Here is a 17573-nt window from a genome sequence, read left to right as displayed (position 1 = left end):
TTTCCTCCGATTAGGCTACGTAGCAGATAATTTCGCCACCAAGACCAGCCTGGCGCGCTGCACGATCAGTCATAACACCTTTAGAGGTAGAAACAACTGCGATACCAAGGCCAGCCATAACTTTCGGCAGCTCATCTTTTTTCTTATAGATGCGCAGACCTGGGCGGCTGACACGCTGAATGCTTTCTACAACAGCTTTACCCTGGAAATACTTGAGAGTAAGTTCCAGTTCCGGCTTGGTGTCGCCTTCAACTTTAAAATCTTCGATAAAACCTTCTTCCTTCAGCACGTTGGCAATTGCCACTTTCAGCTTGGCGGAAGGCATGGTGACCGCAACTTTGTTCGCGGCCTGACCGTTACGGATACGGGTCAGCATATCCGCGATCGGATCTTGCATGCTCATCTGTCTTTACTCCCGTGATTCAATTGGTAATTACCAGCTAGCCTTTTTCAAGCCTGGCACTTCACCGCGCATGGCGGCTTCACGCAGTTTGATACGGCTCAACCCAAACTTGCCCACATAACCATGTGGACGACCTGTTTGACGACAGCGGTTACGCTGACGAGACGGGCTGGAATCACGCGGCAGAGACTGCAGCTTGAGAACCGCATTCCAACGATCTTCGTCGGAAGCGTTCACATCAGAAATGATCGCTTTCAGTTCAGCGCGTTTAGCGAAGAATTTATCAGCTAAAGCTACGCGCTTTACTTCGCGTGCTTTCATTGATTGCTTAGCCATTCAGTAACCCTACCTTACTTGCGGAACGGGAAGTCAAAGGCAGCCAGCAGAGCACGGCCTTCTTCGTCAGATTTCGCAGTAGTGGTAATGGTAATATCCAAACCACGCACGCGGTCGACTTTATCGTAGTCGATTTCTGGGAAGATGATCTGCTCACGGACACCCATGCTGTAGTTACCACGACCGTCGAAAGACTTAGCGGACAAGCCACGGAAGTCACGGATACGTGGAACAGCAATAGTGATCAGGCGCTCAAAGAACTCCCACATGCGTTCGCCACGCAGAGTTACTTTACAGCCGATCGGATAGCCCTGACGGATTTTGAAGCCTGCAACAGATTTGCGTGCTTTGGTGATCAGCGGTTTTTGACCGGAGATTGCTGTCAGGTCAGCTGCTGCGTTATCCAGCAGTTTCTTGTCAGCGATCGCTTCACCAACACCCATGTTCAGGGTGATCTTCTCGACCCGAGGGACTTGCATGACAGAATTGTAGTTAAACTCAGTCATGAGTTTGTTAACTACTTCGTCTTTGTAGTAATCATGCAGTTTCGCCATCGTACTACTCCAAATTACTTGATAGTTTCGCTGTTAGACTTGAAGAAACGGACTTTTTTGCCGTCTTCGAATCTAAAGCCTACACGGTCAGCCTTGCCGGTAGCCGCATTGAAGATTGCAACGTTAGAAACCTGAATAGCAGCTTCTTTTTCAACGATGCCGCCTGGTTGGTTCAGGGCCGGAACCGGCTTCTGATGTTTCTTAACCAGGTTGATACCTTCAACGACAAGTTTGCCGGAAGACAGAACATTTTTTACTTTACCGCGTTTACCTTTATCTTTACCGGTTAACACGATAACTTCGTCATCACGACGGATTTTCGCTGCCATGATTCGCTCCTTAGAGTACTTCTGGTGCCAGAGAGATAATTTTCATGAACTTCTCAGTACGAAGTTCACGAGTTACCGGCCCAAAGATACGCGTGCCGATAGGCTGCTCGCTGTTATTGTTTAAAATAACGCATGCATTACCATCGAAGCGAATGACAGAACCGTCAGGGCGACGAACACCCTTCTTGGTGCGCACCACTACCGCCTTCAGCACATCACCTTTTTTGACCTTACCACGTGGAATTGCTTCCTTGATGGTGATCTTGATGATGTCGCCTACGCCTGCGTAGCGACGGTGCGAGCCACCCAGAACCTTGATACACATTACGCGACGTGCACCGGAGTTGTCGGCGACGTTCAGCATAGTCTGTTCTTGGATCATTTTAGTGCTCCGCTAATGTCAACTACTACCTGAGACTCTAAAATCAGAGCCGTTAAAAAGCCCCATATCGAGGGCGCGGCATTATAACACCGCTTCTACAATATGGGTAGAAAAAATAAACGGCTCATCGCTGAGCCGTTTATTCGTATTGAGAATGCGTACTGTATTACAGAACCGCTTTCTCTACAACGCGAACCAGCGTCCAGGACTTAGTCTTGGACAGTGGACGGCATTCACGGATTTCAACCTTGTCGCCGATACCACATTCGTTGTTCTCGTCATGTACGTGCAGTTTGGTCGTACGTTTGATGAATTTACCGTAGATCGGGTGTTTCACAATACGTTCGATAGCTACAACAATGGATTTCTCCATTTTGTCGCTAACAACACGACCTTGCAGAGTACGGATTTTATCGGTCATTACGCACCCGCCTTCTGAGTCAGTAAAGTCTTAACGCGTGCAACATTGCGACGCACTTGCTTCAGCAGGTGAGTCTGTTGCAGCTGGCCACTTGCAGCCTGCATACGCAGGTTGAACTGCTCACGCAGCAGGTTCAGCAGCTCAGCGTTCAGCTCTTCAACGCTTTTTTCACGCAGCTCTTTTGCTTTCATTACATCACCGTCTTAGTTACAAAGGTGGTTTTGATAGGCAGTTTCGCTGCTGCCAGGCCGAAGGCTTCACGGGCCAGCTCTTCCGGAACACCGTCCATTTCATAAAGGACTTTGCCCGGTTGGATCAAGGCAACCCAGTACTCCACGTTACCTTTACCTTTACCCATACGAACTTCCAGTGGCTTCTCGGTGATCGGTTTGTCCGGGAATACACGGATCCAGATCTTACCTTGACGCTTAACTGCACGGGTCATTGCACGACGTGCTGCTTCGATCTGACGTGCAGTCAGACGACCACGGCCAACAGCTTTCAGACCGAAAGTGCCGAAGCTAACATCCGTACCCTGCGCCAGACCACGGTTGCGGCCTTTGTGCACTTTACGGAATTTTGTACGCTTTGGTTGTAACATCAGCGACGCTCCTTATTTACGGCCTTTACGCTGCTGCTTTTTAGGTTGAGCAGCCGGTTTTTCCGGTTGTTCAACAGCAGCCATACCACCCAGGATCTCACCTTTGAAGATCCATACCTTAACGCCGATTACACCGTAAGTGGTGTGCGCTTCAGAGGTGTTGTAGTCGATGTCAGCACGCAGAGTGTGCAGCGGTACGCGACCTTCGCGGTACCATTCGGTACGTGCGATTTCCGCGCCGCCCAGACGGCCGCTAACTTCAACTTTGATACCTTTAGCGCCCAGACGCATTGCGTTCTGTACAGCACGCTTCATAGCACGACGGAACATAACACGACGTTCCAGCTGTGAAGTGATGCTGTCAGCAACCAATTTAGCGTCCAGTTCAGGCTTACGAACTTCAGCGATATTGATCTGTGCAGGAACGCCAGCGATATCCGCTACGACCTTGCGCAGTTTTTCTACGTCTTCGCCTTTCTTACCGATAACGATGCCAGGACGAGCAGTATGAATAGTCACACGGATGCTCTTAGCTGGACGCTCGATAACGATACGAGATACAGACGCTTTAGCCAGTTCCTTAGTCAGGTACTGACGTACTTTAAAATCGCTGTCCAGGTTGTCAGCGAATTCTTTGGTGTTCGCAAACCAGGTAGAGTTCCATGGTTTTACAATACCCAGGCGAATACCATTAGGATGTACTTTCTGACCCATTGCTAGTCTCCAGAGTCTCAGCGATCGGACACAACCACAGTAATGTGGCTGGTGCGCTTCAGGATGCGATCTGCACGACCTTTCGCACGCGGCATAATGCGCTTCATGCTTGGGCCTTCATCTACGAAAATTTTCGCGACTTTCAGATCGTCGATGTCAGCGCCATCGTTGTGTTCAGCGTTAGCAATGGCAGATTCCAGTACTTTCTTGACCAATACCGCAGCTTTCTTGTTGGTATAGGTCAGGATGTCCAGGGCCTGCGACACTTTCTTACCGCGAATCAGGTCAGCAACAAGGCGAACCTTCTGTGCAGAAGAACGAGCATGGCGATGTTGAGCTAAAGTTTCCATCTCTTCCTCCTACCTTATTTCTTCTTCGCTTTTTTATCAGCAGCGTGGCCGCGATAAGTACGAGTCGGTGCGAATTCACCCAGTTTGTGACCAACCATTTCGTCGGTAACAAAGACTGGAACGTGCTGACGACCATTATGGACAGCGATGGTCAAACCGATCATGTTAGGAAAGATCGTTGAACGACGGGACCAAGTGCGCAGGGGCTTCTTGTCTCCGCTTTCCACCGCTTTCTCTACCTTCTTCAGCAAGTGCAGGTCAATAAAAGGACCTTTCTTGAGAGAACGTGGCATGGCTTATCCTCTAAAATTATTTGCTACGGCGACGTACGATAAATTTATCAGTACGCTTGTTGCTGCGGGTCTTCTTACCTTTGGTCTGAACGCCCCACGGAGATACCGGGTGCTTACCAAAGTTACGACCTTCACCACCACCATGTGGGTGGTCGACTGGGTTCATCGCAGTACCGCGAACGGTAGGACGAACACCACGCCAGCGTGCAGCACCTGCTTTACCCAGAACGCGCAGCATATGCTCAGCATTGCCAACTTCGCCCAGAGTAGCGCGGCAGTCTGCTTCGACTTTACGCATTTCACCAGAACGCAGACGCAGGGTGACATAAGCACCGTCGCGCGCAACGATCTGAACGTAAGTACCAGCGGAACGTGCCAGCTGACCGCCTTTACCTGGTTTCATTTCTACGTTATGAACGGTAGAACCAACCGGGATATTGCGCATCGGCAGGGTGTTACCTGCTTTGATTGCAGCATCAACGCCAGACTGAATCTGGTCGCCAGCTTTCAGGCCTTTAGGGGCCAGGATGTAACGGCGTTCGCCATCTTTGTACAGAACCAGCGCGATGTTCGCGGAACGGTTCGGATCGTACTCAAGACGCTCAACAACTGCTGGGATACCGTCTTTGTTGCGTTTGAAGTCAACAATACGATAAGCCTGCTTGTGGCCACCACCGATGTGACGAGTGGTGATACGGCCATTGTTGTTACGACCACCGGATTTGCTGTTTTTTTCCAGCAACGGAGCAAAAGGTTTGCCCTTGTGCAGCTCAGGGTTAACCACTTTAACTACGTGGCGACGACCCGGAGATGTCGGTTTACATTTAACAACTGCCATTGTATTACTCCTCCGACTTACTCAGCGCCGCCAACGAAGTCCAGATTCTGGCCTTCTTTCAGGGTGACGTAAGCTTTTTTCCAGTCGCTACGACGACCGATACGCTGTCCGTGACGTTTAACTTTCCCTTTAACAACCAGGGTGTTAACGACTTCGACTTCGACTTCAAACAGTTTCTGCACAGCAGCTTTGATTTCTGCTTTGGTCGCGTCTTTAGCAACTTTGAGAACGATGGTGTTTGTTTTTTCCATCGCAGTAGACGCTTTTTCAGAAACGTGCGGTGCGCGAAGCACCTTCAGCAGACGTTCTTCACGAATCATGCCAGCATCTCCTCAACTTGCTTAACAGCATCAGCAGTCATTACGACTTTGTCGAAGGCGATCAGGCTAACCGGGTCGATACCAGTCGCATCGCGTACGTCAACCTTGTGCAGGTTACGTGCGGCCAGGAACAGGTTCTCGTCCAGCTCACCGGTGATGATCAGCACATCTTCCAGAGCCATGTCTTTCAGTTTCTGTGCCAGCAGCTTAGTTTTAGGCGCTTCTACAGAGAATGATTCGACAACGATCAGACGATCCTGACGTACCAGTTCGGACAGGATGCTTTTCAGCGCGCCGCGGTACATCTTTTTGTTAACTTTTTGACTGTGGTCCTGTGGACGCGCAGCGAAGGTCACGCCACCTGAACGCCAGATCGGGCTCTTGATAGAACCTGAACGCGCACGGCCGGTACCTTTCTGGCGCCATGGCTTTTTGCCAGAACCAGTTACTTCAGCACGAGTCTTCTGAGCACGAGTACCCTGACGAGCACCAGCTGCATAAGCAACAACAACCTGGTGAACCAGCGCTTCGTTGAAATCACGACCGAAGGTAGTTTCGGAAACAGTCAGCGCGCTCTGCGCGTCTTTCAATACTAATTCCATTGCTATCCCCTTACGCCTTCACAGCTGGTTTAACGATCAGGTCGCTACCGGTTGCACCCGGAACTGCACCTTTAACCAGCAGCAGGTTGCGCTCAGCGTCAACACGTACTACGTCCAGGCTCTGAACGGTTACACGTTCGTTACCCAGCTGACCTGCCATTTTCTTGCCTTTGAACACTTTGCCCGGAGTCTGGTTCTGACCGATAGAACCCGGAACGCGGTGAGACAAGGAGTTACCGTGAGTAGCGTCCTGGGTACGGAAGTTCCAGCGCTTAACGGTACCAGCAAAACCTTTACCTTTAGAGGTACCGGTTACGTCAACTTTTTTAACGTCAGCAAACAGCTCAACGCTAATGTCTTGACCTACGGTGAACTCTTCGCCTTCAGCAAGACGGAATTCCCACAGACCACGGCCAGCTTCAACGCCAGCTTTAGCGAAGTGACCCGCTTCTGGTTTGGTTACACGGTTAGCTTTTTTAGCACCAGTGGTCACCTGAACAGCGCGGTAGCCATCGTTAGCCAGATCTTTGATCTGAGTAACGCGGTTTGCTTCAACTTCGATTACGGTTACTGGGATAGAAACGCCATCTTCTGTGAAGATGCGGGTCATACCCACTTTTTTACCGACTAAACCAATCATTGTATCAACCTCTCAATCGCTCGATGACCTGATCAACCCAGGCTGATCTGCACGTCTACACCGGCAGCCAGATCCAGACGCATCAGAGCATCAACGGTTTTCTCAGTTGGCTCAACGATGTCAACCAGACGCTTGTGAGTGCGGATTTCGTACTGATCACGCGCGTCTTTGTTGACGTGCGGGGAGATCAGAACGGTGAAGCGCTCTTTGCGGGTCGGCAGCGGGATCGGACCACGGACTTGCGCACCAGTGCGCTTAGCAGTCTCGACGATTTCCGCGGTTGATTGATCGATCAGACGATGATCAAACGCTTTAAGGCGGATACGGATTCTTTGGTTCTGCATGAGACCAGAGCTCCAATTATTTTATAAACGAAAATGATTACTCCTCAAACCCATTACGATTGATGGGAGAGTGTAACCGTTCTTACGTAGCTCCCCAATTGGGAGCATTGTTGAGTAACAAAATGAGCTACTCCGGTTCAGTTCGAACCAGCCGTCAATTACGACAAGCCCGCGCATTATACGTAAATCAGAGAAAGACGCAAGTGCCGTTTAGAAATTAAGCGCTAAAGGCGCAGTATGCGTAGAGGCACGCAACTTTTTACGCAATGTATCCCTTCTCTCATCTTTGTCTGGAACCCCTACGCAATTGCGGTTTTTGTAGATTGTCTGCCAGGCCGATTATAACGAGTATGCGCTCAAATTCTGTTGAGGCCTTTCCCATGTTAAGCACCCTCCCCTTTCTGCTGTTCTATCTTTTGCTGACTGCCTTGCTTGTACATGCAGATATTCGCTGCGGCCTGCTTCCCGATAAATTTCTCTGCCCGCTGCTATGGGCGGGCATGCTCTTTCAGCTTTGTATCCATCCTAATTTTCTGCCGAGTGCAGTGGTGGGCGCGATGGCGGGATATGTTGGCTTTGCCGTTATTTACTGGGGCTATAGGTTTATCTTTCGGCGTGAAGGCATGGGCTATGGCGATGTTAAATATCTGGCGGCACTGGGCGCCTGGCATGGCTGGTGTGTATTACCACTGCTTGCGTTAGTCGCCGCACTGATGGCACTTTTGTGCCTTCTTATCCTCTCTTTACTGAACCCTGATAAACAGACATTAAAAAACCCACTGCCTTTTGGGCCATTTCTGGCGGCAGCGGGTTTATGCGTTGGCTGGGAAAACCTGGTTAGTTTTCCACTTTGATCTGCGACTGAAGGTAGTTCTGTAGGCCAATTTTGGCGATGAGATCCAGCTCAGTCTCCAGCCAGTCAATATGGCCTTCTTCATCGGCGAGGATCTGGATCATCATGTCGCGGCTAACATAATCATGGACGCTGTCCGCGTAGGCGATGGCTTCACGGAGATCTCTTGCGCCTTCGAGCTCTAGTCTGAGGTCGGAACGCAGCATCTCCTCAACATCTTCACCGATGCCCAGTTTGCCGAGATCCTGCAAGTTTGGAATGCCTTCGAGGAATAAAATACGCTCAATATATTTATCGGCGTGCTTCATCTCATCGATGGACTCATGGTATTCAACATCATTGAGGCGAGTCAGTCCCCAGTTTTTGAACATTCTTGCATGGAGAAAATACTGATTGATTGCGACAAGCTCATTTCCCAATAATTTATTGAGATAACTTATGATTTTAACATCACCTTTCATTATATAGTCCCTCCGCTTCCACTCATTGAAGCGTAGATCGGGCTACAGGGATGTCAAAAAAAAGATACGGGCTTACGCGATCTCTTTGAATTCCGGGATCTGCATCAGTTCATCCTGCATAATCTCACGCGCTGCGCGAACGCATTTACCGCATTGATTTCCCACCGGAACAAACTTGCGAAGCTGCTGGAAAGACTGTGGCTGAAACTGGCGAACGGCCTGACGTATTTTTTTGTCACTCACACCATTACATAAACAAACGTACATAAAAACTCCCGTTCAAAATATGCGCAAAGTGTAAGTGAGAATGGTTATGATTACAATAGCACAAACACCAGGATTCGAAACGGAAGCAGGCAAAAAATGCGAAAATTTGTGACGGGTTCAAAACGCCAGAAAACAAAAAAGGACGCCGAAGCGTCCTTTTTCATTCAGGGATAATTAATTAGCCCAGAACTTTAGCAACAACGCCCGCGCCAACGGTACGGCCGCCTTCACGGATTGCGAAACGCAGACCGTCGTCCATCGCGATTGGGTGGATCAGAGTCACAACCATCTTGATGTTGTCGCCTGGCATTACCATCTCAACGCCTTCTGGCAGTTCGATGGTACCGGTCACGTCAGTTGTACGGAAGTAGAACTGTGGACGGTAGCCTTTGAAGAACGGAGTATGACGGCCGCCTTCGTCTTTGGACAGGATGTACACTTCAGATTCGAACTTGGTGTGTGGCTTGATTGAGCCTGGCTTCGCCAGAACCTGACCACGTTCGATTTCTTCACGTTTGATACCACGCAGCAGAACACCAACGTTCTCACCAGCACGGCCTTCGTCCAGCAGTTTGCGGAACATTTCAACGCCAGTACAGGTAGACTTAGCAGTCTCTTTGATACCAACGATTTCAACTTCTTCGCCAACTTTGATGATACCGCGCTCTACACGACCGGTAACAACGGTACCACGACCGGAGATGGAGAATACGTCTTCGATTGGCAGCAGGAATGGCTTGTCAATCGCACGCTCTGGTTCTGGGATGTAAGAATCCAGGAAGCCAGCCAGTTCGATGATTTTCGCTTCCCACTCTGCTTCGCCTTCCAGCGCTTTCAGCGCGGAACCACGAACGATTGGGGTATCGTCGCCTGGGAAATCGTACTGAGACAGCAGTTCACGAACTTCCATCTCTACCAGTTCCAGCAGCTCTTCGTCATCAACCATGTCGCATTTGTTCAGGAACACGATGATGAAAGGAACGCCTACCTGACGACCCAACAGGATGTGCTCACGAGTCTGAGGCATTGGGCCGTCAGTCGCAGCAACAACCAGGATCGCGCCGTCCATCTGCGCAGCACCGGTGATCATGTTTTTAACATAGTCGGCGTGGCCTGGGCAGTCTACGTGTGCGTAGTGGCGAGTCGGGGTGTCGTATTCAACGTGGGAAGTGTTGATGGTGATACCACGAGCTTTTTCTTCTGGTGCGTTATCGATCTGGTCGAATGCACGAGCAGAACCACCGTAGGTTTTAGCCAGAACGGTAGTGATTGCAGCAGTCAGGGTAGTTTTACCATGGTCAACGTGGCCGATAGTACCAACGTTGACGTGCGGTTTTGTACGTTCAAATTTTTCTTTAGACACGGCTATATTCCTTACTATAGTGCTCTCCCCTTTGGAGAGAGCACGGGACTTAGGTTTTAATCCTGTGGATTACTTACCACGGGCTTCAATAACGGCCTGAGCAACGTTGTTAGGCGCATCATCATACTTCAGGAATTCCATGGTGTATGATGCACGACCTTTGGTCAGAGAACGCAGCTGAGTTGCATATCCGAACATTTCAGACAGCGGAACTTCAGCGTGGATCTTAACGCCAGTTACTTCAGATTCCTGACCACGCAGCATACCGCGACGACGGCTCAAGTCACCGATAACGTCACCGGTGTTCTCTTCAGGAGTTTCTACTTCAACCTTCATGATTGGCTCAAGCAGAACTGGTTTTGCTTTCTTAAAGCCTTCTTTAAAGGCAATAGACGCAGCCAGTTTAAACGCCAGTTCAGAGGAGTCAACGTCATGGTAAGAACCGAAGTGCAGACGAACACCCATGTCAACAACCGGATAGCCAGCCAGAGGGCCCGCTTTCAGCTGCTCCTGGATACCTTTATCAACGGCTGGGATGTATTCGCCAGGAATTACACCACCTTTGATGTCGTTGATGAACTCGTAACCTTTAGGGTTAGAGCCCGGCTCCAGTGGGTACATGTCGATCACAACGTGACCGTACTGACCGCGACCACCAGACTGCTTAGCGTGTTTACCTTCAACATCGGTAACTTTCGCACGAATCGCTTCGCGGTAAGCAACCTGAGGTTTACCCACGTTCGCTTCAACGTTGAATTCACGCTTCATACGGTCAACGATGATGTCCAGGTGCAGCTCACCCATACCAGCGATGATGGTCTGGTTAGATTCTTCATCAGTCCATACGCGGAATGATGGGTCTTCTTTCGCCAGACGGCCCAGAGCCAGACCCATTTTTTCCTGGTCAGCTTTGGTTTTTGGTTCAACCGCGATGGAGATTACCGGCTCAGGGAATTCCATACGCTCCAGAATGATCGGGTGATCTGGGTTACACAGGGTGTCACCAGTAGTCACGTCTTTCAGACCGATAGCTGCAGCGATGTCGCCCGCACGAACTTCTTTGATCTCTTCACGTTTGTTAGCGTGCATCTGTACGATACGGCCAAAACGCTCACGCGCCGCTTTCACGGAGTTCAGGATGGTGTCACCGGAGTTAACCACACCAGAGTAAACGCGGAAGAAGGTCAGGTTACCCACGAATGGGTCGGTAGCAATTTTGAACGCCAGTGCAGAGAACGGCTCGTCATCACTTGCGTGACGCTCAGCCGGAGTATCTTTACCGTCGTCCAGGATGCCGTTGATCGCAGGTACGTCAACTGGGGATGGCAGGTAGTCAACTACCGCATCCAGCATCGCCTGAACACCTTTGTTCTTGAACGCAGAACCACAGGTTACCAGGATGATTTCGTTGTTCAGAACGCGCTGACGCAGAGCTTTCTTGATCTCTTCTTCAGTCAGTTCTTCACCACCCAGGTATTTCTCCATCAGCTCTTCAGAAGCTTCCGCTGCGGACTCGATCAGGTTCTGGTGCCATTCGTCAGCCAGGTCCTGCATGTCTGCTGGGATATCTTCGTAAGTGAAGGTAACGCCTGCGTCTTCTTCGTTCCAGTTGATGGCTTTCATTTTCACCAGGTCGATAACACCGGTGAAACCTTCTTCAGCACCAATTGCCAGCTGCAGCGGAACAGGGTTCGCGCCCAGACGGGTTTTGATCTGACCAACAACTTTCAGGAAGTTAGCACCCATACGGTCCATTTTGTTAACGAACGCGATGCGTGGAACTTTATATTTGTTCGCCTGACGCCATACGGTTTCAGACTGTGGCTGAACACCACCAACTGCGCAATAAACCATTACCGCGCCGTCAAGAACACGCATGGAACGTTCTACTTCGATGGTGAAGTCAACGTGGCCTGGGGTGTCGATGATGTTTACGCGATGCGGTTCGTACTGCTTAGCCATACCTGACCAGAATGCAGTAGTCGCTGCGGAGGTGATAGTAATACCACGCTCCTGCTCCTGTTCCATCCAGTCCATGGTGGCTGCGCCGTCATGAACTTCACCGATTTTGTGGTTTACACCGGTGTAGAACAGAATACGTTCGGTAGTAGTGGTCTTACCGGCGTCGATGTGCGCACTGATACCGATGTTACGGTAGCGTGCGATGGGTGTTGTACGAGCCATTTGATTCCTCGTTTGTTTCTTTAGGCGTTCAGTTAAGTTACCCAGAGCGGGCAGCTTCGCTGAAGCGCCCGCCTGGTGACTAATACTCCGAAGGGATTACCAACGGTAGTGTGCGAACGCCTTGTTGGCTTCTGCCATACGGTGAACGTCTTCACGTTTCTTAACTGCAGTACCTTTGTTTTCTGCAGCATCAGAAAGTTCGTTCGCCAGACGCAGAGCCATGGATTTATCACCGCGTTTACGAGCAGCTTCAACGATCCAACGCATTGCCAGAGCATTACGACGAACCGGACGAACTTCAACTGGAACCTGATAAGTAGAACCACCAACGCGGCGGGACTTAACTTCTACAGTTGGGCGAACGTTGTCGAGAGCGACTTCGAAAGCTTCCAGTTCATTTTTACCAGAACGCTGAGCCAGGGTCTCAAGCGCGCTGTATACGATTGCTTCTGCAGTAGATTTTTTACCATCTACCATCAGGATATTTACAAATTTTGCCAGCAGTTCTGATCCGAATTTCGGATCTGGAAGGATTTTACGCTGACCAATGACGCGACGACGTGGCATGGGAATACTCCGTTGTTAATTCAGGATTGTCCAAAACTCAAAGAGTTTAGTGTGACATTAAGATAAATCAGTTTGGCCTTACTTAACGGAGAACCATTAAGCCTTAGGACGCTTCACGCCGTACTTGGAGCGAGCCTGCTTACGGTCTTTAACACCTGAGCAGTCGAGCGCACCACGAACGGTGTGGTAACGAACACCCGGAAGGTCTTTAACACGACCGCCACGGATCAGGATCACGGAGTGCTCCTGCAGGTTGTGACCTTCACCACCGATGTAGGAAGTCACTTCGAAACCGTTAGTCAAACGCACACGGCATACTTTACGCAGTGCGGAGTTTGGTTTTTTAGGAGTGGTGGTATATACACGAGTACATACGCCACGTTTCTGCGGGCAGGCTTCCAGTGCAGGCACGTTGCTTTTTGCAACTTTGCGTGCACGTGGTTTGCGTACCAGCTGGTTAACTGTTGCCATTAAATAGCTCCTGGTTTTAGCTTTTGCTTCGTAAACACGTAATAAATCGTCCTCATACAATATGAGGACGCGAAATTTTAGGGCTACGTCGAAAAGGTGTCAAGAAATATACAGCGATCTCAAATCACCAGTTCATTTGACTGGGGTGTGTCACAGTAAGATTGACGAAATCAGTATAGCCAACCACGTCAATTTTGGCTGAAATTTGACCAGCAAGACCTCGCGCCTCAAGATCGTCTTTCAGCGCAGAGATGGATATGGGGGCGCGGCTGAGAATTTCAACGAACTGACTGCCTTCAAGTGCGGCGAGCACGCCATCCTGAATCAGCAGCAAATCATCCCCTTCGCGCAACATGCTCAGTAACGCGTCGATATCACATTGCCACGGGGAACGGCTCAGGGTATGGAGCATGTCAGCCTCAGAAAGTCAGAACAGTATCATAATGAGAGAGTTGTTCGCGAAGCTCGCCAGCGGGGAGGAACGTGACATCCAGCACGAAAGGCGTCTTATCATTGAGACCACGCGCAGCCAAAGAGTCAGCACACACGTAGAAGGTTTCAATGTCGTAAAGCGGTAACACTTTGAACGTCGAGATGTAATCACGCGCCAGGATTGCCTGAGGCTGTTGCCCCGCCAGAAGCTGGAATACGCCATCGCCCAGAAAGAATACGCCAATATCTTCGGTTAATGCTGATGTCGCGAGCAGTGCATCCAGCCCTTCTCGACCAGAAGCGCTGCCGTGCGGCGCAGACGTAAAAACAAATGCCACGCGCTTCATCAGAATTGCACCACTCTGTCGCAGGTTAATGCCGCCTGTGCCAGTGCACCCAGACCACTCAATGAAAAACCGGGCTGCAGGTTAGCCCCTGGCAAGCCAAGGCGTCCCGCTTCAGCCGCATCCGTCACGCCGCGACGTAATGCCGCCGCCACGCAGATATGCAGCTCAACGCCCTGCTTTTCGTTTAATGCCTGCCACGCGCGGACAAGGTCAAATTCATCGCTCGCCGGTGACGTAAACTGGTTCGCATTATAGACACCTTCCCGATAGAAGAAGACGCTCGCCAGTTCGTGTCCAGCCTCAAGCAGCGCATGAGCAAACTGCAGCGCGCTGCTGGCCTGCTGAGTGCCATACGCCGGGCCTGTCACCATTAACGCAAAACGCATTACTTGTCTTGCCCCAGAAAATCACCGCTTTTGAACTGGCGAATGTAGAGGTAAACCGTGTGCTTTGAGATGTTCAGACGATCGGCCACCTGGTTGATGGCGTCTTTGATATCAAAAATCCCTTTCTCGTAGAGGTTCAGTACGATCTGACGATTCTTGGCATTATTCGAGACGTTGCGGTCGGCATTCACCTCTTCAATGGTGAACTCAAGCGTCTGGGTCACCAGGTCTTCAACAGAGGAGGCAAAATTCACAGAAGAGCCCACATCTGGCGTTTCTGGTGGAATAAAGGTACTCATGATTTGCGAGAACGGTACATCAAGGTTCATGTTGATGCACAGCAAACCGATGACACGATGGTCACGGTTTCGAATGGCGATAGTTTCTGATTTCATCAGCACACCGCTTTTGGCGCGGGTGAAGTAACATTTGGAGACGCTGCTGTCCGCGCCGGTCATGTCATGCAACATACGCAATGCAAGGTCGGTGATTGGCGAACCAATTTTACGGCCAGTATGCTCACCATTAGCAATGCGGATGGCGGAACACTTCAGATCTTGCAGGGAGTGCAATACGATTTCGCAGTGGGAGCCAATGAGCATCGCTAACCCGTCCACCACCGCCTCGTAGGATTTCAGAATATCGAAGTCGGTCTGGTCAAAAGGACGTTGATCCAGCAAATCAAGTTCACTGGTTTCGTTGGTTAAAAGCGACCTGGACATGAAAAAAACACTCCTTTTCAGGAGCCTGTCGTTAGGTTTTCAGGGCAGGCTCATTATCTACACGGACAACTAAATTAATACAGCGTGTATAGCGCTTTCCAGTGTTAATTATATCTGCCCCACAATAAAAAAACCGCCGCCTCAGAGGCGGCGGTTTTTTTTCAGCATTACTTCTTAGCAGCAGCGGCTTTATCGTCAGCCGGAGCATCTGCCTTAGCATCCGCTTTAGGTGCTGGTTTGATGTCCAGCAGCTCTACGTCAAAGACCAGCGTAGAGTTCGCAGGGATACCCGGAACGCCGGTTTTGCCGTAAGCCAGATCCGGTGGGATGACCAGCTTGATCTTGCCACCTTTTTTGATGTTCTTCAGGCCTTCGGTCCAGCCCGGGATCACACCGTCCAGACGGAAGGAAAGAGGCTCACCACGGGTGTAAGAGTTGTCGAACTCTTTACCGTCGATCAGCGTACCTTTGTAGTTAACCACAACGGTGTCGCTGTCTTTAGGCGCATCACCGGTACCTTCTTTCTCAACTTTGTACACCAGGCCAGTAGAAGAGGTTTTTACACCTTTTTCTTTAGCAAAGGTATCGCGGTAGGCTTTGCCTTTCGCTTCGTTGTCTTTGGCATCTGCTTCCATCTTGGTCTGAGCAGCGCCTTTCACACGCGCTTCGAACGCCTGTAGAGTCTGTTCGATTTCCTGGTCAGACAGTTTGCTTTTATTCGCAAACGCATCCTGAACACCCGCGATCAGCTGAGCTTTGTCCAGTTTGATGCCCAGTTTCTCTTGCTCTTTCAGAGAGTTTTCCATGTAACGACCCAGAGATGCGCCAAGTGCGTAGGCGGATTTCTGGTCGTCATTTTTGAACGCCGCTTTGCTGTCTGCAGTTGCAGCAGGCTTCGCTGCGGTGTCAGCAGCGAAAGACAGCGGTGCATTCAGTGCGACAGCCATTGTCGTCGCCAGCAGCGTTACTTTGAACAGTGATTTCATCCATATCTCCAGGGCCTGGGGACTTTCACCCCAGCATTAAACGTAAATGAGTGACGTACTATAAATCGTTGCGGAAGAAATCTACAGACAGACTCTCCCGATTCTCGTCTCTTTTCAGACTATTTTTGTTTAAATAAGTTTCTTGCCAAAGGGATGGATACTGCACTTGGGGATAAACTCAGTTAAACTTCGCCGCCGCAGGCCCATTATGGCGAGTGTGAAATTGACGAGGTGAACCATGAAGGACACATTGATTGAAGCGAGACTGGCTGAACTGGAAAGCCGACTGGCTTTTCAGGACATCACCATCGAAGAGCTTAACCAGACCGTGACCGCCCATGAACTTGAAATGGCAAAACTGCGCGATCTGATGCGCCTGCTCACAGAAAAAGTGAAGGCCACACAGTCGTCGCACATCGCCTCTCAGGCTGAAGAGACGCCACCACCTCATTATTGAGGCGTAAAAAAAGCGGGAATCTCCCGCTTTTTTATTTTCCGCATGACGGAATTAGTGGCAGCCACAGCCGCCGTTGCCGCAACCACCTTTACCGTGGTCGTGACCATGGTCGTGATCGTGGCCGTGACCACCGCAGCAGCCGTCGTGGCCGTGATCGTGGTCATGGTCGTGACCGTGCGCACCGTGAACGTGGCCATGAGCCAGTTCTTCTTCGGTTGCTTCACGGATCGCAACAACTTCTACGTTGAACTTCAGGTTCTGGCCAGCCAGCATGTGGTTGCCGTCAACTACAACGTGGTCGTCTTCAACTTCAGTGATTTCAACCGGCACCGGGCCCTGGTCGGTTTCCGCCAGGAAGCGCATGCCAACCTGCAGTTCGTCAACGCCCATGAAGACGTCTTTAGGAACGCGCTGAACCAGGTTATCGTCATACTGACCGTAAGCGTCGTTCGCGCCTACAGCAACGTCGAATTTGTCGCCAACGTCATGACCTTCCAGCGCTGTTTCCAGGCCAGAAATCAGGGAGCCGTGACCATGCAGGTAGTCAAGCGGCGCACTCACCGGAGACTCATCAACCAACACACCGTCTTCTGTACGTACCTGATAGGCCAGGCTGACCACCAGGTCTTTTGCTACTTTCATGATATCTCCTGAGCGTGGGAAAATTGCTGGCGCAGATTGTAGCGGAAATCTGCACCCGTGTACCCTTTAGCTTAAAAAAACTCAGGGCATATCGCTAGTCCGGATGAAAAATGCCGATCACTTGCTCTTCTTTGCGAACGTGATCGCGCGCTTCTTTGTCGGCCTCTCGCATCTGGTGGCCGCACTTAACACACTCAACAACATCAATATTATTCTCACGCCACATTGCCAAAGTATCTTGCGCCTGGCAGGTCGGGCATTTTGCCCCCGCGATAAAGCGTTTACGTACAGCCATCTTTCGTTACCCT

31 protein-coding genes are annotated in these 17573 nt (G+C 50.5%); 2 read left to right on the top strand and 29 right to left on the bottom strand.

Features of this window, described 5'->3' with window-relative positions:
• Positions 1–10: 10 nt before the first annotated feature.
• The 16 genes from rpsH to rpsJ form a co-directional block, all read right to left on the bottom strand.
• The gene (rpsH, locus tag K5E19_RS16295; RefSeq protein WP_006178918.1) at positions 11–403 is read right to left on the bottom strand and encodes a 30S ribosomal protein S8; all 393 of its coding nucleotides are present in this window, start codon (positions 401–403) and stop codon (positions 11–13) included.
• A gap of 30 nt (positions 404–433) precedes the next feature.
• Complete coding sequence (gene rpsN, locus K5E19_RS16290; protein WP_003863291.1) at positions 434–739, bottom strand: 30S ribosomal protein S14; 306 nt, start codon at positions 737–739, stop codon at positions 434–436.
• A gap of 14 nt (positions 740–753) precedes the next feature.
• The gene (rplE, locus tag K5E19_RS16285) at positions 754–1293 is read right to left on the bottom strand and encodes a 50S ribosomal protein L5 (protein WP_001096206.1); all 540 of its coding nucleotides are present in this window, start codon (positions 1291–1293) and stop codon (positions 754–756) included.
• A gap of 14 nt (positions 1294–1307) precedes the next feature.
• A complete protein-coding gene (rplX, locus tag K5E19_RS16280) occupies positions 1308–1622 on the bottom strand; it encodes a 50S ribosomal protein L24 (protein WP_003863287.1) in 315 nt (104 codons plus the stop codon).
• A gap of 10 nt (positions 1623–1632) precedes the next feature.
• Entirely contained in the window at positions 1633–2004 is a 372-nt protein-coding gene (gene rplN / locus K5E19_RS16275; RefSeq protein ID WP_002919748.1) for a 50S ribosomal protein L14, read from the bottom strand.
• A 166-nt stretch (positions 2005–2170) separates the two neighbouring features.
• Positions 2171–2425: a 30S ribosomal protein S17 gene (gene rpsQ, locus K5E19_RS16270; RefSeq protein ID WP_008503489.1), complete on the bottom strand. Its 255-nt coding sequence runs from the start codon at positions 2423–2425 to the stop codon at positions 2171–2173.
• Positions 2425–2616 (bottom strand): 50S ribosomal protein L29, encoded by a 192-nt coding sequence (gene rpmC / locus K5E19_RS16265; protein WP_003863282.1) that lies wholly within the window; start codon positions 2614–2616, stop codon positions 2425–2427. The genes rpsQ and rpmC overlap by 1 nt, the downstream gene beginning before the upstream one ends.
• Entirely contained in the window at positions 2616–3026 is a 411-nt protein-coding gene (gene rplP, locus K5E19_RS16260; protein WP_002919759.1) for a 50S ribosomal protein L16, read from the bottom strand. The genes rpmC and rplP overlap by 1 nt, the downstream gene beginning before the upstream one ends.
• Positions 3027–3038: 12 nt before the next feature.
• On the bottom strand, positions 3039–3740 hold the full coding sequence (rpsC, locus tag K5E19_RS16255) for a 30S ribosomal protein S3 (RefSeq protein ID WP_000529945.1): 702 nt from the start codon (positions 3738–3740) through the stop codon (positions 3039–3041).
• Between the two features lie 17 nt (positions 3741–3757).
• Complete coding sequence (gene rplV, locus K5E19_RS16250; protein WP_002919773.1) at positions 3758–4090, bottom strand: 50S ribosomal protein L22; 333 nt, start codon at positions 4088–4090, stop codon at positions 3758–3760.
• Positions 4091–4104: 14 nt separating this feature from the next.
• A complete protein-coding gene (gene rpsS / locus K5E19_RS16245) occupies positions 4105–4383 on the bottom strand; it encodes a 30S ribosomal protein S19 (RefSeq protein WP_001138117.1) in 279 nt (92 codons plus the stop codon).
• A 16-nt stretch (positions 4384–4399) separates the two neighbouring features.
• Positions 4400–5221, bottom strand: a complete 822-nt coding sequence (gene rplB, locus K5E19_RS16240) for a 50S ribosomal protein L2 (protein WP_008457150.1) — start codon at positions 5219–5221, stop codon at positions 4400–4402.
• A gap of 17 nt (positions 5222–5238) precedes the next feature.
• A complete protein-coding gene (gene rplW / locus K5E19_RS16235; RefSeq protein WP_000617546.1) occupies positions 5239–5541 on the bottom strand; it encodes a 50S ribosomal protein L23 in 303 nt (100 codons plus the stop codon).
• Positions 5538–6143, bottom strand: coding sequence for a 50S ribosomal protein L4 (gene rplD, locus K5E19_RS16230; RefSeq protein ID WP_003031119.1), 606 nt, complete (start codon positions 6141–6143; stop codon positions 5538–5540). Before rplD ends, rplW begins: the two co-directional genes overlap by 4 nt.
• Positions 6144–6153: 10 nt before the next feature.
• Positions 6154–6783, bottom strand: coding sequence for a 50S ribosomal protein L3 (gene rplC, locus K5E19_RS16225; RefSeq protein ID WP_042714858.1), 630 nt, complete (start codon positions 6781–6783; stop codon positions 6154–6156).
• Between the two features lie 32 nt (positions 6784–6815).
• Entirely contained in the window at positions 6816–7127 is a 312-nt protein-coding gene (gene rpsJ, locus K5E19_RS16220) for a 30S ribosomal protein S10 (RefSeq protein ID WP_001181005.1), read from the bottom strand.
• 380 nt (positions 7128–7507) lie between these two features.
• On the opposite strand from rpsJ, the gene K5E19_RS16215 reads away from it, so the two are divergent.
• Positions 7508–7981: an A24 family peptidase gene (locus K5E19_RS16215; protein ID WP_221552110.1), complete on the top strand. Its 474-nt coding sequence runs from the start codon at positions 7508–7510 to the stop codon at positions 7979–7981.
• On the opposite strand, the gene bfr is transcribed toward K5E19_RS16215, so the two are convergent.
• The 11 genes from bfr to fkpA all read right to left on the bottom strand — a co-directional run bounded on the left by bfr (position 7965) and on the right by fkpA (position 16166).
• Complete coding sequence (bfr, locus tag K5E19_RS16210; protein WP_221552109.1) at positions 7965–8441, bottom strand: bacterioferritin; 477 nt, start codon at positions 8439–8441, stop codon at positions 7965–7967. The genes K5E19_RS16215 and bfr overlap by 17 nt on opposite strands.
• A gap of 72 nt (positions 8442–8513) precedes the next feature.
• Entirely contained in the window at positions 8514–8708 is a 195-nt protein-coding gene (bfd, locus tag K5E19_RS16205; RefSeq protein WP_003863268.1) for a bacterioferritin-associated ferredoxin, read from the bottom strand.
• A 178-nt stretch (positions 8709–8886) separates the two neighbouring features.
• Positions 8887–10071 (bottom strand): elongation factor Tu, encoded by a 1185-nt coding sequence (tuf, locus tag K5E19_RS16200; protein WP_014068448.1) that lies wholly within the window; start codon positions 10069–10071, stop codon positions 8887–8889.
• 69 nt (positions 10072–10140) lie between these two features.
• Entirely contained in the window at positions 10141–12255 is a 2115-nt protein-coding gene (gene fusA / locus K5E19_RS16195) for an elongation factor G (protein ID WP_010436278.1), read from the bottom strand.
• Positions 12256–12351: 96 nt separating this feature from the next.
• Entirely contained in the window at positions 12352–12822 is a 471-nt protein-coding gene (gene rpsG, locus K5E19_RS16190) for a 30S ribosomal protein S7 (RefSeq protein WP_003861706.1), read from the bottom strand.
• Between the two features lie 96 nt (positions 12823–12918).
• On the bottom strand, positions 12919–13293 hold the full coding sequence (rpsL, locus tag K5E19_RS16185) for a 30S ribosomal protein S12 (RefSeq protein WP_000246815.1): 375 nt from the start codon (positions 13291–13293) through the stop codon (positions 12919–12921).
• Between the two features lie 124 nt (positions 13294–13417).
• The gene (gene tusB, locus K5E19_RS16180) at positions 13418–13705 is read right to left on the bottom strand and encodes a sulfurtransferase complex subunit TusB (RefSeq protein ID WP_221552105.1); all 288 of its coding nucleotides are present in this window, start codon (positions 13703–13705) and stop codon (positions 13418–13420) included.
• A 7-nt stretch (positions 13706–13712) separates the two neighbouring features.
• A complete protein-coding gene (tusC, locus tag K5E19_RS16175; RefSeq protein WP_221552104.1) occupies positions 13713–14072 on the bottom strand; it encodes a sulfurtransferase complex subunit TusC in 360 nt (119 codons plus the stop codon).
• Positions 14072–14458: a sulfurtransferase complex subunit TusD gene (tusD, locus tag K5E19_RS16170; RefSeq protein WP_221552103.1), complete on the bottom strand. Its 387-nt coding sequence runs from the start codon at positions 14456–14458 to the stop codon at positions 14072–14074. The genes tusC and tusD overlap by 1 nt, the downstream gene beginning before the upstream one ends.
• Positions 14458–15180 (bottom strand): transcriptional regulator, encoded by a 723-nt coding sequence (locus K5E19_RS16165; RefSeq protein ID WP_023333674.1) that lies wholly within the window; start codon positions 15178–15180, stop codon positions 14458–14460. The genes tusD and K5E19_RS16165 overlap by 1 nt, the downstream gene beginning before the upstream one ends.
• Before the next feature lie 167 nt (positions 15181–15347).
• Positions 15348–16166: an FKBP-type peptidyl-prolyl cis-trans isomerase gene (fkpA, locus tag K5E19_RS16160; protein ID WP_221552102.1), complete on the bottom strand. Its 819-nt coding sequence runs from the start codon at positions 16164–16166 to the stop codon at positions 15348–15350.
• Between the two features lie 238 nt (positions 16167–16404).
• On the opposite strand from fkpA, the gene K5E19_RS16155 reads away from it, so the two are divergent.
• A complete protein-coding gene (locus K5E19_RS16155; RefSeq protein ID WP_126545816.1) occupies positions 16405–16623 on the top strand; it encodes a protein SlyX in 219 nt (72 codons plus the stop codon).
• A 51-nt stretch (positions 16624–16674) separates the two neighbouring features.
• Here the strand turns inward: K5E19_RS16155 and slyD are convergent, their stop codons facing one another.
• Positions 16675–17265, bottom strand: coding sequence for a peptidylprolyl isomerase (slyD, locus tag K5E19_RS16150; RefSeq protein WP_089598586.1), 591 nt, complete (start codon positions 17263–17265; stop codon positions 16675–16677).
• 94 nt (positions 17266–17359) lie between these two features.
• The gene (locus tag K5E19_RS16145) at positions 17360–17560 is read right to left on the bottom strand and encodes a YheV family putative zinc ribbon protein (RefSeq protein ID WP_010436300.1); all 201 of its coding nucleotides are present in this window, start codon (positions 17558–17560) and stop codon (positions 17360–17362) included.
• Between the last annotated feature and the right edge of the window lie 13 nt (positions 17561–17573).

The sequence above is a fragment of the Enterobacter sp. RIT637 genome (assembly GCF_019718755.1).
GTDB lineage: Bacteria > Pseudomonadota > Gammaproteobacteria > Enterobacterales > Enterobacteriaceae > Enterobacter.
This window is presented reverse-complemented; position numbering and strand designations above follow the sequence as displayed.